Genomic DNA, 13,362 nt, shown 5'->3' with positions numbered 1-13,362 from the left:
TTAACCGTTCTCTTTTCTGGTTGGAGTGCCAATAATGACCGTAACTGAGGACACATTTGAGAGTTTCGTAGCGCAAAATACGCATACTGCAATTGCGTTCGAACTCAGGTTGCCAAAAGGTAAAGCGACCAGCTTTTTCGGCGGAAAACCTCTGGCTTCGCCTAATTTTAAATGGCCGAATGATGATGGTAAGCTTGGGCAGTTCGCTGACATGTTTCTAGGGCAAGTTAACATTGGTGAGTTGCCTTGGCTTCCAGAAGGTATGGTCAGAAGCGGTATTCTCTACTTTTTCATCAACGTGAACGCCGCCGAAAACGGAGATGCAGATGCGGCTACAGTAGTTTATCATCCTGTAAGTGATAATCTGATCAAGCATGTTCCTCAGCGCAGCCCGCTCCACTCAAACGCAAGTAATTTCATGCACCACTCTCGCAAGCGTCACATCACCGGAGAGTTTGATGAAGGCTACCTGCGTAAAGTTGAATATGATCCTATTGCCTTCAATACGTTTCGGACTCCTGATTACTTTGAGATCGATGAGTTGCCAGACGGGACACATGAACGGCTTGATAGTTTCACAAAGAATTCACGATATGAAGCGTACTCGTTAGCTTTTGGAAAACAGAAAGCAGATCAGTATTTTTTTGGTAAGCCTGAAACTATTCGGCTGTCAGATTTATCGGCGGCTTACAACACCAAGCTTATGAGCTACACGAATGGTGCGGAGGATGTCTTAAATGATCACTTCTGTAAGGCATTTTGTTCTGATTGGCCGCAAAGATGGGGTTTAGTAGATATCTTTTGCCAAGAACTCGTTCACGAACTGCACTACCAGCCATTGTCACAAAAGCGCAAACGCATGAAATCCAGCCTTTTCGTGGAGTTTCATCAAGAAGTACTTTCCTGGCAGCAGCAAGCATTAATTTACCCTCCTCACGAACCCGTTGCTGAATACAAACAGAATGAGTTTCGCAGCTGGCTGATGGGACGCTTTGACGAGTTTGTTAGTCTGGAGGGTGTTAAGAAATCCTCAGCTGGCAAAGCTAAGCAAAATCCGTTGAGCAACTTCCTTAACTCAATCTTGGGCTTGGGCTCGTCGCACCCACCAAGAATGCAGTCATCAGCACAAAGTGACCAAATCAATCTACTGCGCCTCTTCGATGCCACCAATTCAAACTCGCTCAATGACATGATAAAAGCAGTCAGAAAAACGCTAGGCTCTTGCCTAGGAAGCAAGAGTAAAACCTTTAAGAGTCTTCTTGATGCAGAACGAGTTGGCTTTTCAGAACTGCCTTCAAGTTGCCTTTCAGCTTTCGAGCAAGTGATCAGAAGTAGAACACCGCATCAGATGTTTGGCATAGGAGCGGACTATCAAGGCCATGTTGAGACTGCTCTTTCAGAGAAAAAGCTTCTTCTTCTGCAACTTGAAGATAATAACACAATCGGTTTCTCTTATGGAGCCGGGAACATCCAACTCTGGATCTCACCCGAAGATCTGACCGCCGGAAATTGGGCAGGTGTAACCTTCACCGGTGCTTGTTAAGTCGTACTTGGGAGAGAACTGCTGTCTTAGGCGCTAATGCGTCTACAGTGTGGCAACTAAGCTAAACTACTATCAGATGCAAACTCATACACCTTCTCCTCTTCCCTCTCCTCAATCAGCTCAAACCCATGACGGAGGTAGAATGCGTTGGCGCGGCTTTGGGGGAGGACTTCGAGGCGGATGGGTTTGTTTTGGGCGGTGGCTTGTTGTTTCAGGATATTCAGGAGGTCTGCTCCAATACCTCGACCCTGGGCTTTTGGGTGGAAGTAGAGGCGTTCGAGGTAAAGGTGATCCTGTTTGTTCCAGAGGACGTACAAGCCGAGGACTTCGTTTTCTTCAATGATCTTCCAGGTTGAGGCCGGATCGAAGCTGTCTTTGAAATACTGCTGGTAAAGCGCATGATCGAACAGACCGTTGGCTTCCATATTGTCTTTCATAGCTTGCTGACGGATACCTGCAAGCAGGTCGAAATCAGCGGCGTTTGCAGGTTCTAAGCGCCATGAGGGGCGCTCTAAAAGAGCCTGCTGGTCCTTACCGTGTTTGCCAATCTCGTCCTGTTTCATCATATGCCCCATCCGGTGATGACATTACACCTGCCCCTTGCGATGTGCTGAAGGACACTCGCGAAGCCTGTCAAATCCTATACCAGAGGTTGATGATAATAATGTAGCAAAGATCTCGCGATGCCTATCAATACCCAGAGCCTCACTAATGTTCAGTCCACACATCCGTTGCAATCGGCAGCTGGTGCACAAAACGTGCAAAGCGCCAATAAAGCTGTCGAGGTTGGGCAGTCCTGGAAAGGAAGCCTCAACTGGCAATCAGGGGCGACGCCGCTTGAAGACAACTCCCACTTTCGCGATCACCTGACCAATCAAGCTGCTTTGCTACAGCCCACTGCGCACAGCTGCATGAACTGCAAGGAAGCTGTTCTGCTGATGGGGCTTAAGGCTTATGCGGACACACCGGAGAGCAACCGGGTCATTCGCGAGCTGGAAGACAATCTCAACTACGACATTGGCTACAATGAAATTCTGGATGAGGTTGTCGGGTATGACAACAGCGAGCCAGCAACCTCCTTTGAAGCGGGTGATGTGGTGTTCTTTTTTGCGGACACGCATGTGGCACTGGGAGCGGAAGACGGCAAGGTGCTGAGCCTGTGGTTTGGACCGGGCGATAGCAGCAACCTCCAGGAGGCTGGCCCGGAAGAGCTTTTTCAGCTGACAAAAGAAAATCCAGAGACTTACTATCAGGCAGCTAAAGGCTGGTTCAATGTGGAATCCGGCGATTATGAAATTGAACTCCAGTTTCTAGACGTTAAATCTCAGCTACAGGATGCGTTGGAAGAGAACGGAACACTCTCGGACACTCAGCGCTATGAGTTCAGAGATAAAATTGACGGACTGCTCCGACAAGCAGGCGCTGATCCCAACAATGCCTGGGAGTTCATTACCGTCGCCAAGCAGCCTCTGGAAGTCCTTGGGACGTAAAGACCAGTTTCACGCCTCACTTACTTCGAGAGAGCACTTTGGCGCATACTCATAGTAGTTTATGGAGCCTTCTGAATGGGTCACGCGAAAGCCGTAGCCCTGGTAGAAATCGTTAGCGCGGCTGATGCGGAGAGCGTCGAGGCGGATGGGTTTGTTTTGCTCATCCGCTTGATCCTTGATCTGTTGCAGGACCTTTGAGCCTATGCCGAGACCTTGCGCTTCAGGCAGCAGGTAGAACATGTCCAGATACAGATGATCGAGGTGGTTCAGGACCACATAAAAGCCGACTGTCTTGCCGCTCTTCTGGATCTTCCGGGTCTTCTCAGGTGCGTATTCGCTTAGGAATATCTCTCTGGCTTCGTCGTGATGAAACAGCCCATTGGCTTCCGCGCTTTCCTTCATTGCGGTGTAGCGAATGTGCTGGAGTTCTTCGAAGTCTTCCTGAGATGCGGATTGGAGTTGGAAGGCTGGTTCTGGGGTGAACTCGTAGTAGTTGTTAAAGTCCACGTTGTGCGTGAAGTTGAAGCCTTGCGCCAGATAGAACTTGTTGGAGTTGCTGATACGCAGCGCTCCAAGCCGGATTGGCTTGTTCAGCTGCGTAGCTTGTTCTTTGATGTTTGTAACAATCTGCCCACCGATACCCTGCCCTTGGGTTGTTGGGTGCAGGTAGATCATATCAAGATGGATGTAGTCCTGATATTCATGCACCGCTGTAAAGCCGAGCAACTCTTCGTTCTGCACAATCTTTAGCGTTGCCTCGGACTTGAAGTCTTCAAAGAAATGCCTGCGCGCAAGGGCATAGTCTGTGAGATTATTAGCTGCCCATTCGTCTTTCATCGCTTCATGGCGCAGGTCTGCGAGCTGTTCGATATCTTTGGGTTCAGCTCGTTTCAGAATGAAAGTTGGTGCGCCCTGCGGCATGCTTTCCAGCGGGAGTTCGTAGTAGTTGTCGAACTCTGCGCTGTGGGTGTGCTGGAAACCGTGGCGCTGGTAGAAGGCGTTGGCTTTGCTTTGTTTCAATGCACCGAGGCGGATTGGCTTTCTTTTTGAGAACGCATGCGCTTTGATCCGGGAGATCACGGCGGCTCCTATGCCACCTCCCTGGGCGCTTGGGTGGACGTAGAGGTGGTCGAGCCAGATGTAATCCTTGCGGTCCCGCAGTAAATAGAACCCCAAAATCTGTTGTCCTGAGACGAGTTTGAAGGTGTCTTCACAGACAAAGTTGTTCAGGAAACGTTCGCGCGCGCGGTCAGGGTCAAAACGGCCCAGCGCTTCAAGGCTTTCGCGCATGGACTGGACGCGGATGTTTACGAGGAGGTCTGCGTCTTCCGGTTCCGCAGCGTAGACAATAAACGGCACACCAATAACTTTCAGCAATAACCTGAGCGTACAATTTGGATTTGCATCTATGCAATATCCCTCAGGCTTCCTATATAGAAATCAATGTTAAGCAGTATGCACTAAACTTAGGACAGTCAAACTGCTTTGAGCTTTTATTGCAGTGCGTTTCCTTATCCGAAAAGCGGTTTTCAGCATTCGGGGGTACGCTTTGGTGTAGCGGAGATTTTGATGTCAAACGATAAGTTCAACCGTTTTCTTGGAGACTCGCCAGGGCGCGTTCTCATTCGGCTGATTTTTCTATCTTTGATTGTCGGGATTGTTTTGTCTGCGCTGGACTTTTCACCGCTGAGCCTGATTTATTCCGTGCAGGATTTCTTTGTCAGGATCTGGAATATGGGCTTCTCAGCGATTGAACGCTTTGGCTCCTACTTCTTCCTTGGAGCCATCGTCGTCGTGCCACTGTGGTTCATTACTCGCCTTATGAACTGGCGCGGGCGTTAACCGCGCCTGCTCCGGCGGAGAAACCACTACTGCATACAGATGTTGTGTATGTTGGTTGACAGGTTGTCGAAGATCTCCGGATCTTCGCTCGTGTTGCCAATCAAAACGGCAACTTCCAGTGCTGCAAGCACGAAATCGGATTTCACCAGCGCTTCTTCAGAGGACCAGCTGCCACTGTATTCCAACAGGTCCGCCAACCAGACACGGTTGCGGCGCGCGAAAGTCGCGGCAAGTTCCTGAAGCTCATCGGGCAGTTCTTCATCCTTGTCGCCCAGCACTGCTGAGAGGAACAGCTCACCACCGTCTGCCATGCCTGCCTGAAAGGCGGCAATGTAGGTATCCAGCGCTCTGCGAAAGTGAAGAGTTTGCGTGGCAGGGTCACCCAGGATCTGCAGGAAGCGGTCGATATACCTTTGCAGCACGGCATGCTCTACCCCCTTTTTGGAAGAGAACATTTTCGAGATATCCTGCTCGCTTGTTCCAGTACTGCTGGCAAGCTGGTCGACATCCAAGCCCAACAGCCCGCTTTCCCGGATCATGTAATCCGCAGTATCCAGTACAACGCTTCTATTGGTGACTACAACACCCATATGTGTCTCCTAGCCTTCCGAGGCATTTTATTTGCACTTTACGGAGGGGATACTGCGCATTTTTCATAAAATGGCAAGACACATTTACCTATTCAGTTCTTAATGGTGGAATATTACATTTAACTAAAATTTTATATAAATAGGACTTGTTTTTGAATCATAAGTACTTCGCTGCCACTCGGTACAGATTTGAATGCCGGTTAACCAATAGTCGAAGATTATACGAATAACCACCTCCCAGCACACCTGCAAGTGGAAGCCCCTCATTCCTTACCAGTTTAAAGACCAGTTCCTCTCGTTTTCGCAGTCCCTCATCAGAGAGTGCAAGACGCCCTAAACGGTCATCGTGATGAGGGTCGACGCCTGCATTGAAGAACACCAGGTCAGCTTTGAAACTGGTGAGAACCTGTTTGAGCGTGTCCTCCAGGATCTCAAGATATTCATCATCCTCCATGCCATCGGTCAGGGGTACATCCAGTGTGGAAGCTTTCTTGCGGACGGGGTAGTTCTTTTCTGAATGGAGGGAGAGAGTGAAGACGCTGGTGTCATGGGCGAAGATATCAGCAGTCCCGTCTCCCTGATGGACATCCAGATCAACAATGAGCACGCGGCGTACCATGCGCATGGCCTGTACCGCCCTCACTGCAACGGCCACATCGTTGAACACGCAAAATCCTGCTCCTTGTGCAATGCGGGCATGGTGCGACCCACCGGCAGTGTTGCAGGCGACGCCATGCTCCAGCGCCAGCATTGCCGTGAGTAGAGACCCACCTGTTGCGCATTGCGCACGGAAGGAAACGCTTTGGGTCATGGGAAAGCCGATCTCACGCGCGATGGCGTGAGGTACATTGCAGCTGAGAACCTGATCGACATAGTCTTTTGCATGCACCCGCAGCAGGTCTTGTCTGGAGATTGGCTCCGGCTCGTGGAAATCATAGAGAGCACCGTCTGGATCGGTTTGCTTCAACCACTGAGCTACTTCCGCATATTTGCGCATTGGAAACCGGTGGTTCTCCGGAATGTTTGCCGTGTAAGCAGGATGGTGCACGATTGGGAGCTTCACAGGGGCAGTACCTTCTTAGAATTCGCTTTTACTTTCTCGTTTCCTTATCCGAAAACCGGTTCCCACGTTTCGGAGATACATTCTTATCTATAGCAGTTCTGCGCAATATGGTATGGACAAACGCAGAACAAACAAATATGCAAATGATACTTTGATTATCCAATCCATTTTGAGCTGCTTGCTGGTGCTGCACTCGTGCGTTTGAAGGTTTCCCGCGTGTCTACAAGTTTCAAGGTGACGAACCGCTCTTTCCTTGCGCTCGCCGTGCCTATGACACTGGCGTATATCTCCACTCCTTTATTGGGGCTGGTTGATACCGCGGTGATTGGGCAGTTGCATGATGCTGCTCTTTTGGGTGGTCTGGCTGTTGGTACAATCCTTTTTGATGTGATTGGCGCCTTCTTCTACTTCTTGCGAGCCGGAACGACTGGCCTTGCCGCACAGGCTCTTGGTGCCAACAATGGCAATGAACTGCGTGCAGTGCTCGCCCGTGCCCTTTTGCTGGGTATTATTGGTGGCATTGTCGTCATCTTTTTACAGTGGCCGCTTCTGACGTTTGGCTTGCCCATTATTGGCGGGACGGATGCGGTGCAGGAAGCTGCGGCGACATACTTTGCGATCCGTGCGTTTTCAGCACCGTTTGTGCTTGCCAACTATTCCATTCTTGGTTGGTATCTGGGCCTCAGCAAAGCCGGTATCGGACTGCTCATTCAGACCTTCCTGAATGTCATCAATATGGTGCTTTCTGTTGTGTTTGTGCTTGGGTTTGACTGGGGCATTCCCGGTGTCGCTGTGGCAACCTTTATTGCCGAGATGCTGACATTTGGCCTTGGTCTTTTTCTGATCAAGCGCGAACTCCGCGGCGCAAGCCTGCCTTCGTTTTCTCAGATCATCATTTGGGAGAAACTGAAGCCGATGCTGGCGCTGAACCGGGACATCATGATCCGGTCCATGGTGATGCTGTTTGCCTTCGGCTTCTTTACCTCTCGCAGTGCTGCTCAGGGAGAAGTGGTGCTTGCCGCCAATGCTGTGCTTGAGAAATTCATTCTGATCGCAGCATTCTTTCTGGATGGTACGGCATCAGCTGCAGAACAGGTAATTGGGCAAGCAATCGGGGCTAAACAGAGGACTGCCTTCCGCAAAGCCCTGCGGCTCTCCATCGGCTGGGGCTTTGGGCTGTCCTTTGGTGCGGCAGTCGTGTTGTGGGTGGCTGGCGGACCGGTTATTGACCTGCTGACAACGCATACAGAGGTGCGAGAAACAGCACGTACCTATATGATCTGGGCTGTACTGACGCCGATCATTGGCACGCTGGCCTTCCAGATGGATGGCGTATTTATTGGCGCGACATGGTCTCAGGATATGCGGAACTCTGTTGTGGTCTCCACCATCCTGTTTCTTGCCAGCTATTACCTGCTTTATCCGCTCTACGGAAACCACGGCCTGTGGTTCTCATTGCTGGTGTTCTTCGGGGCGCGTGGTTTGACCCTTAGTTATCTGTGTGTGGTTCGCGAACGCCAGTATTTTGGAGCTCTCCAAAAGGCATAATTTCAGGACTTCCTCAGCTGAAAGCAGATTGTCTTGCCCGATATGCATACCCGGGCAAGACGCAAGTCACATGCTAGGTAATGTCGATGGTGACTTTGCCCATGTGCTGTGCCTGATCCATGTAGGCATAGGCCTCGTCGATCTGGGACATGGAGAAAGATTTGTCTATGAGCGGTTTGATCTGGTGCTTGGAGACAAACGCACACAGGTTCTCAAAATAAGCACGGGAGCCGACCAGAACACCCGACAGCGACGAGTTATTCAGGACAAGCTGGCTGATATTCTCAGGGGCGTGTGCCCAACCAGTCAGAACACCCACTTGTGTAATCAGGCCATGTGCGGCAACGGCACGTATGGATCGCTCCAGCGTTTCCTTACCGCCAAGGTCCAGAACCACATCAGCGCCATGTCCATCTGTCAGTTCTCTCAGTTCAACATCCCAATCTGGTGTTGTTTTATAGTTGATGGTGATGTCCGCTCCCATCTCCTTTGCTTTCTCCAGCTTTTCATCTGAGGAGCTGATTAGAACAACGCGGGCTCCAAACGCTTTGGCGAGTTGCAGAGCGAAGATGGCAACACCACCCGTGCCTTGTATCAGAACGGTATCTTCTGATCGCAAAGCCCTGTGTTGCTCAAAAAGGGCATGCCATGCTGTGACGCCAGCACAAGGGAGTGTCGCTGCTTCCTGAAAGCTCATATGGTCGGGGACATGCACGAGGGTATCCTGATGAAACTTCGCTTGCTCTCTTAAAACGCCCGGCTGATCAGCTGAGCTGATTGCGGAAGATAATGCGCTTGGCTGGAATGAGCCTTCGAGCCAGTCCTGAAAGAAGGTTGGCATGACACGGTCTCCAACAGACCATTTTGTGACTTGCTCACCTACAGCAATGACTTCCCCTGCCCCGTCGGACAAAGGCACAAGATCTGCTGGCATTTCACCGTACTGGCCTTTTCGGATCATCTGATCTCGTGCATTCAGGCTTGCGGACTGCAGAGCAATCTTCACTTCGAATGGTCCAAGCGGTTCTGCAGGGAACCTGTGGGAGCTGAATGTATTGCCGTTTAAAACGATGCCCTGATGATGATTTTGCTCGTGATTAGGAACGGTCATTGAATGATCTCTTAATGAAATATATGAGGCAGGCCTTGGCAGCCTTGAAGGTTTTGTTGAGTTGATGCGCCTGATCACACAACGCAGGCAACGTGCTGCTTGATGTGATCAGGCGTGGCACTTGCTTTTAGCTGGCGAGTTTGCTTGCAATTGTTGCGATGTGGCGCCCCTGGTCTCGGGCCAGTTTCAACTCATCCTCACTTGGCTGGCGAGAGCCATCCGGGCCAGCAATGGTGCTGGCGCCATATGGGGAACCGCCGCGCACTTCTGTAATATTGAAGAGTTCCGGACTTGAGTACGGCAGGCCAACAATCATCATGCCGTGGTGCGCCAGTGTCGACCAGAAGCTGGTGATGGTTGTCTCGTTACCACCGCCTGTTCCAGTGGATGTGAACACCGAGCCGACTTTACCAATCAGCTTGCCACCAGCCCATAACCCTCCGGTTTGATCCAGAAAGTTACGCATTTGCGATGCCATATTGCCAAAGCGCGTTGGGGTACCAAAGATGATGGCGTCATAATCTGCCAGCTCACCTGGTTGCGCGATCGGCGCCTTTTGATCAAGCTTGAAGTGACCGTTTACAGCAACTTCTTCCGGCACAAGTTCCGGCACGCGCTTTACAACCACAGTTGTTCCAGCGACATCTTCCGCCCCCTCACGGATGGCCTCTGCCATGGTTTCGATGTGGCCGTAGCTTGAATAATATAAAACGAGAACTTTGGTCATGGGTCTTCCTTCATGTTGCTCTTACAGTGAAGGTAAAGCACCGACATAAATGAACAATATCACATTAAATAGAATGTCTGTTCATTGTATATTGACAGTTGTAGAGATTTTCGTGCCACTCAGTGGACGGCGGATATCTTTGACTGGTGTTCTCACAGAGAAAAAGGCCAGACTTCCTGCGAAGCCCGGCCTCATTTATCGATAGGTGTGAGCCTCAATTCTCCAGCGATTTATCGGCCCAGATGTCATTGTCGATGCCGACAAGTTCCTGCAAGTTGGCAACCTTGCGGGCAGCAACGAGGCGGGACAGATGGTGGTTGATCTTCTTCACCAGCGTTTGTCCCTCATAAACCATGCCGGAATAAAGCTGGATCTGGTTTGCGCCTGCAAAGATCTTCGCTGCGGCTTTTTCTGGTGTGTCTACCCCACCGACACCAAAGAGCGGCAGATCTGGACCGACTGCGCGTCGGGTTTTCGCCAGTGCAATAGTGGCTCGTTCAAACAGCGGTGCGCCTGACAGTCCGCCTGCTTCTTTGGCCTGCAGCTGATCCTTCAGCGTGGCTGGACGGGCGATGGTGGTGTTGGAGACAATCATGCCATCGACTTTGCTGGCCAGAACGACTTCTGCGATTTCCTTGAGCGCCTCGTCGGTCACGTCTGGGGCGATTTTGAGCATGACGGGCACCTTACGGCCCAGGCGGTCTTCTTGCTCGTTGCGCGCTTCCATAATGGCGGTGAGCAGATGCCCCAGTGCATCCTTCTCCTGCAAGTCCCGCAGGCCGGGTGTGTTAGGAGAGGAAATATTGGCCGTCAGGTAATCCGCCAGTTCTGCAAAGCGCTTTACACCCAGAACATAGTCCGCAACACGATCCTCTGAAAGCTTGTTGGCCCCAACGTTGATACCGAGCACTCCCGGTGTGCGGCCTACTTTGCGGATGCGCTCGTAGACGAGATCGTGGCCGTCATTGTTGAAGCCATAACGATTGATAACGGCGCGATCTGCACTCAGGCGGAAATTCCTAGGCTTTGGATTACCTTCCTGCGGCAGAGGGGTGACCGTTCCCACTTCAACATGGCCAAAGCCAAGTTTCATCAGTGGTGTGATGGCTTCGGCATTTTTGTCGAAGCCTGCTGCCATGCCCACCGGGTTCTTAAAAATCAGATCGCCCCACTTGTATTCGAGAGCCTTGTCCTCGATCTGGCCGAATGTGGGCGCGAGACCTGAGGCCAGCATCTTGATGGTTGCGTTGTGGGAGGTCTCCGGGTCCAGACAATGCAGTGCCCGGATACCGACTTTGTTTATGAGGTTTTCAATCGACATTTACAGCTCCGGAAACTCGTGATTGCCATTTGTATCCAATGGTAAAGGTTTGACCCAGATAGCTTTGGAGGCGGGAAACTTGCCATAGAGATGCGGAAAGAGCGTTCCACCCCGGGAGGCTTCCCACTTCATCTGCTCTTCAGGGAAATCTTCGCTTTCAACGGCAATCAGCAGCAAGTCAGTTTGTCCCGCAAAGTACAGCGCTGCTGTTTCTTTCACGGTCTCGGCGCTGGAAAAGTGGATATAACCATCGGCCAGATCGATCGGTGCACCCGCAAAGAAACCGGCTGCTTCAGCTTCTTGCCAAAGCGCCTTGGGGGCGATCTTGAATATGAGGGACATGGGACTTGCCTTTCAGGAGAGACGTCTACTCAACTGAAGTCATGCTCTTACATCCACAAATCAGTGGCTGGCAACCCCTCTCTTTCGTCTAGAGCTTGCAATAGGATTTTATTCACCACATACAAGATTTCTTTGAGATGCGGGCGCAGTTGGCGTTTTAAGTCATATCTGCGTTCGTTTCAGGTGACGCCGGTGCTGCTGCAGGAGGATATATGCTGGATCACGAACACCTTTGGGCCGCACTTGATAAACTGGCTGCGCAGCATCAACTGACGCCGTCAGGATTGGCGCGCAGAGCTGGGCTTGATCCGACCTCTTTCAATCCTTCCAAGCGGTTCGCTGCAGATGGTCGTCCGCGTTGGCCTTCTACGGAGTCGCTTGCCAAGGTGCTGGAAGTCACCCAGATGTCTTTCTCGGACTTTGCCGCTTTGCTGCAAGATAAAGCAGAGATCTCAAGTACACATTTCAGGTCTTTTCCAGCTTTTCTGTGCACGAGCGATGAGTTGAGAGAGGTTGATCCGCAACAGCTTTCCGATTTTCAGTTGGATAAATTCTGCGATAGCTTCATTTTTCCCAGTTCTCAGAGTGAGAAATTCTTCGCGCTTGAAGTTTCGAGTAATAGTTTTGAACCATACTACAGGGAAGGACAAATTCTCATCGTCTCTCCCGAGGCTTCTTTGCGGCGGCATGATCATGTTTTGATAGCAACCAAATCCGGAGATCTTCATTGCGGTGCTTTGCAACGGCAAACAAACGAGCGCATTGAATTTCGACGGGACACTCCTGACGATAAACCAAGGGTGGTTCAGGTTGCAGATCTGGTTTGGACAGCAAGAGTTTCATGGGTGAGCCAATAAGCAAACAGGGCGCTTATGCGGATTACCAAGACCACAAGTATTCTTTTTGGAGCTTTGCTTCTTGGCGCCGGGTTTTATGCGCTGACAGAATACAATGCAGCGACAGCCCTACGTGGGAATGCGCGCACATTGTACCGCCCTTCCTCGTTTCCTGTTGAGCATAAGCCGACAGCAGAAGAGAAGCAGCGGGAACTGGCAGCGCTTGAAGCTGCCCGAGTTGCAGCTGAGGCAAAAATTCCCAAGACGCCGCCCAAGCATCCTCAAACACTTCGCAATGTTGGCGGCAGTCGCACGCCCCCTCCTCCTGTAACGACGCAGCTCCAACGCGTTGCACATGTTAAAGTACCTCGCAAATCCAAGCAGCCTCCTCCGAAGGAACTCGTGCTGTATCGCCCTGTTGCCGTTGACGGTGCAACTCTAAGTGATAAAAAGAAGAGAATATCCCTTCATCACATTCAGCCTGTACCGCTCAGCACAACATGCCCCAGTGAAGATGGTGAAAGATGGCCGTGCGGTATCAGAGCACGGACGGCTTTGCGTGCTTTTATCCGCCAGAAGCGTGTCACCTGCTCAGATATGAAATCAGTGCAAACAGATGAATATGCTGCTTCCTGCAGTGTGGGCAAACATGATCTTGCCACTTGGCTGATTGAAAATGGCTGGGCCAAGGCTGAACGGGATGCGCCAGATTCACTGAAAGAGATCGCGGCACGGGTTCGGCGGTCTGAGCAAGGCATCTGGCGTTCCAAGCTGGTTCAGCTGAGCGAGGATGAAACCGCAACACTGGTAAACTCCTGGGAGGAGCTGGATGATGACAGCACCTCAACCACACCACTGGTGATGGAAGGAGAGCCTGCAATAATCTGGCGTCCACGCAACAGCGCGACTGCGGAGACGTCTGCCACCGAATAATTCATTTTTTACAGGG

Annotated in this window: 14 protein-coding genes; 6 read left to right on the top strand and 8 right to left on the bottom strand. The window is 51.2% G+C overall.

Annotated features, from left to right (window positions below):
- The first annotated feature begins 34 nt into the window (after nt 1-34).
- Nucleotides 35-1,543 (top strand): DUF1963 domain-containing protein, encoded by a 1,509-nt coding sequence (locus PsW74_RS02760; RefSeq protein ID WP_063287322.1) that lies wholly within the window; start codon nt 35-37, stop codon nt 1,541-1,543.
- A gap of 56 nt (nt 1,544-1,599) precedes the next feature.
- On the opposite strand, the gene PsW74_RS02755 is transcribed toward PsW74_RS02760, so the two are convergent.
- Nucleotides 1,600-2,109, bottom strand: a complete 510-nt coding sequence (locus PsW74_RS02755; protein WP_063287321.1) for a GNAT family N-acetyltransferase — start codon at nt 2,107-2,109, stop codon at nt 1,600-1,602.
- Nucleotides 2,110-2,226: 117 nt separating this feature from the next.
- On the opposite strand from PsW74_RS02755, the gene PsW74_RS02750 reads away from it, so the two are divergent.
- Complete coding sequence (locus PsW74_RS02750) at nt 2,227-3,033, top strand: hypothetical protein (RefSeq protein ID WP_063287320.1); 807 nt, start codon at nt 2,227-2,229, stop codon at nt 3,031-3,033.
- 9 nt (nt 3,034-3,042) lie between these two features.
- On the opposite strand, the gene PsW74_RS02745 is transcribed toward PsW74_RS02750, so the two are convergent.
- Nucleotides 3,043-4,410 carry a GNAT family N-acetyltransferase gene (locus PsW74_RS02745; protein WP_208987803.1) on the bottom strand — a complete coding sequence of 456 codons (1,368 nt, stop codon included), beginning with the start codon at nt 4,408-4,410 and terminating at the stop codon, nt 3,043-3,045.
- A 192-nt stretch (nt 4,411-4,602) separates the two neighbouring features.
- On the opposite strand from PsW74_RS02745, the gene PsW74_RS02740 reads away from it, so the two are divergent.
- Nucleotides 4,603-4,875 carry a DUF6460 domain-containing protein gene (locus PsW74_RS02740; RefSeq protein WP_057464942.1) on the top strand — a complete coding sequence of 91 codons (273 nt, stop codon included), beginning with the start codon at nt 4,603-4,605 and terminating at the stop codon, nt 4,873-4,875.
- Between the two features lie 26 nt (nt 4,876-4,901).
- On the opposite strand, the gene PsW74_RS02735 is transcribed toward PsW74_RS02740, so the two are convergent.
- Both PsW74_RS02735 and PsW74_RS02730 read right to left on the bottom strand, forming a co-directional pair.
- The gene (locus tag PsW74_RS02735; protein ID WP_057464941.1) at nt 4,902-5,465 is read right to left on the bottom strand and encodes a TetR/AcrR family transcriptional regulator; all 564 of its coding nucleotides are present in this window, start codon (nt 5,463-5,465) and stop codon (nt 4,902-4,904) included.
- Between the two features lie 157 nt (nt 5,466-5,622).
- Nucleotides 5,623-6,462: a histone deacetylase gene (locus PsW74_RS02730; RefSeq protein WP_063287319.1), complete on the bottom strand. Its 840-nt coding sequence runs from the start codon at nt 6,460-6,462 to the stop codon at nt 5,623-5,625.
- Nucleotides 6,463-6,744: 282 nt separating this feature from the next.
- Here PsW74_RS02730 and PsW74_RS02725 point away from each other — a divergent pair, with 282 nt between their 5' ends.
- Nucleotides 6,745-8,076, top strand: coding sequence for an MATE family efflux transporter (locus tag PsW74_RS02725; RefSeq protein WP_063287318.1), 1,332 nt, complete (start codon nt 6,745-6,747; stop codon nt 8,074-8,076).
- 73 nt (nt 8,077-8,149) lie between these two features.
- Here the strand turns inward: PsW74_RS02725 and PsW74_RS02720 are convergent, their stop codons facing one another.
- From PsW74_RS02720 to PsW74_RS02705, 4 genes are all read right to left on the bottom strand, one after another.
- The gene (locus tag PsW74_RS02720) at nt 8,150-9,187 is read right to left on the bottom strand and encodes an NAD(P)-dependent alcohol dehydrogenase (protein WP_063287317.1); all 1,038 of its coding nucleotides are present in this window, start codon (nt 9,185-9,187) and stop codon (nt 8,150-8,152) included.
- 127 nt (nt 9,188-9,314) lie between these two features.
- A complete protein-coding gene (gene wrbA, locus PsW74_RS02715; RefSeq protein ID WP_063287316.1) occupies nt 9,315-9,914 on the bottom strand; it encodes an NAD(P)H:quinone oxidoreductase in 600 nt (199 codons plus the stop codon).
- A 214-nt stretch (nt 9,915-10,128) separates the two neighbouring features.
- A complete protein-coding gene (locus PsW74_RS02710; protein ID WP_063287315.1) occupies nt 10,129-11,235 on the bottom strand; it encodes a quinone-dependent dihydroorotate dehydrogenase in 1,107 nt (368 codons plus the stop codon).
- The gene (locus PsW74_RS02705; protein ID WP_063287314.1) at nt 11,236-11,577 is read right to left on the bottom strand and encodes a DUF952 domain-containing protein; all 342 of its coding nucleotides are present in this window, start codon (nt 11,575-11,577) and stop codon (nt 11,236-11,238) included.
- 212 nt (nt 11,578-11,789) lie between these two features.
- Here PsW74_RS02705 and PsW74_RS02700 point away from each other — a divergent pair, with 212 nt between their 5' ends.
- Complete coding sequence (locus PsW74_RS02700; protein WP_063287313.1) at nt 11,790-12,434, top strand: helix-turn-helix transcriptional regulator; 645 nt, start codon at nt 11,790-11,792, stop codon at nt 12,432-12,434.
- 15 nt (nt 12,435-12,449) lie between these two features.
- A complete protein-coding gene (locus PsW74_RS02695; protein ID WP_063287312.1) occupies nt 12,450-13,346 on the top strand; it encodes a thermonuclease family protein in 897 nt (298 codons plus the stop codon).
- Nucleotides 13,347-13,362: the final 16 nt, after the last annotated feature.

The sequence above is a fragment of the Pseudovibrio sp. W74 genome, from assembly GCF_001623085.1.
Taxonomy (GTDB): Bacteria; Pseudomonadota; Alphaproteobacteria; order Rhizobiales; family Stappiaceae; genus Pseudovibrio.
This window is presented reverse-complemented; position numbering and strand designations above follow the sequence as displayed.

Excerpts from the sequence above, each read along its gene's own strand:
- PsW74_RS02760 (WP_063287322.1), top strand. The coding sequence starts at position 35 with ATGACCGTAACTGAGGACACATTTGAGAGTTTCGTAGCGCAAAATACG.
- PsW74_RS02755 (WP_063287321.1), bottom strand. The coding sequence starts at position 2,109 with ATGATGAAACAGGACGAGATTGGCAAACACGGTAAGGACCAGCAGGCT.
- PsW74_RS02750 (WP_063287320.1), top strand. The coding sequence starts at position 2,227 with ATGCCTATCAATACCCAGAGCCTCACTAATGTTCAGTCCACACATCCG.
- PsW74_RS02740 (WP_057464942.1), top strand. The coding sequence starts at position 4,603 with ATGTCAAACGATAAGTTCAACCGTTTTCTTGGAGACTCGCCAGGGCGC.
- PsW74_RS02735 (WP_057464941.1), bottom strand. The coding sequence starts at position 5,465 with ATGGGTGTTGTAGTCACCAATAGAAGCGTTGTACTGGATACTGCGGAT.
- PsW74_RS02730 (WP_063287319.1), bottom strand. The coding sequence starts at position 6,462 with ATGCGCAAATATGCGGAAGTAGCTCAGTGGTTGAAGCAAACCGATCCA.
- PsW74_RS02720 (WP_063287317.1), bottom strand. The coding sequence starts at position 9,187 with ATGACCGTTCCTAATCACGAGCAAAATCATCATCAGGGCATCGTTTTA.
- wrbA (WP_063287316.1), bottom strand. The coding sequence starts at position 9,914 with ATGACCAAAGTTCTCGTTTTATATTATTCAAGCTACGGCCACATCGAA.
- PsW74_RS02710 (WP_063287315.1), bottom strand. The coding sequence starts at position 11,235 with ATGTCGATTGAAAACCTCATAAACAAAGTCGGTATCCGGGCACTGCAT.
- PsW74_RS02705 (WP_063287314.1), bottom strand. The coding sequence starts at position 11,577 with ATGTCCCTCATATTCAAGATCGCCCCCAAGGCGCTTTGGCAAGAAGCT.
- PsW74_RS02700 (WP_063287313.1), top strand. The coding sequence starts at position 11,790 with ATGCTGGATCACGAACACCTTTGGGCCGCACTTGATAAACTGGCTGCG.
- PsW74_RS02695 (WP_063287312.1), top strand. The coding sequence starts at position 12,450 with ATGCGGATTACCAAGACCACAAGTATTCTTTTTGGAGCTTTGCTTCTT.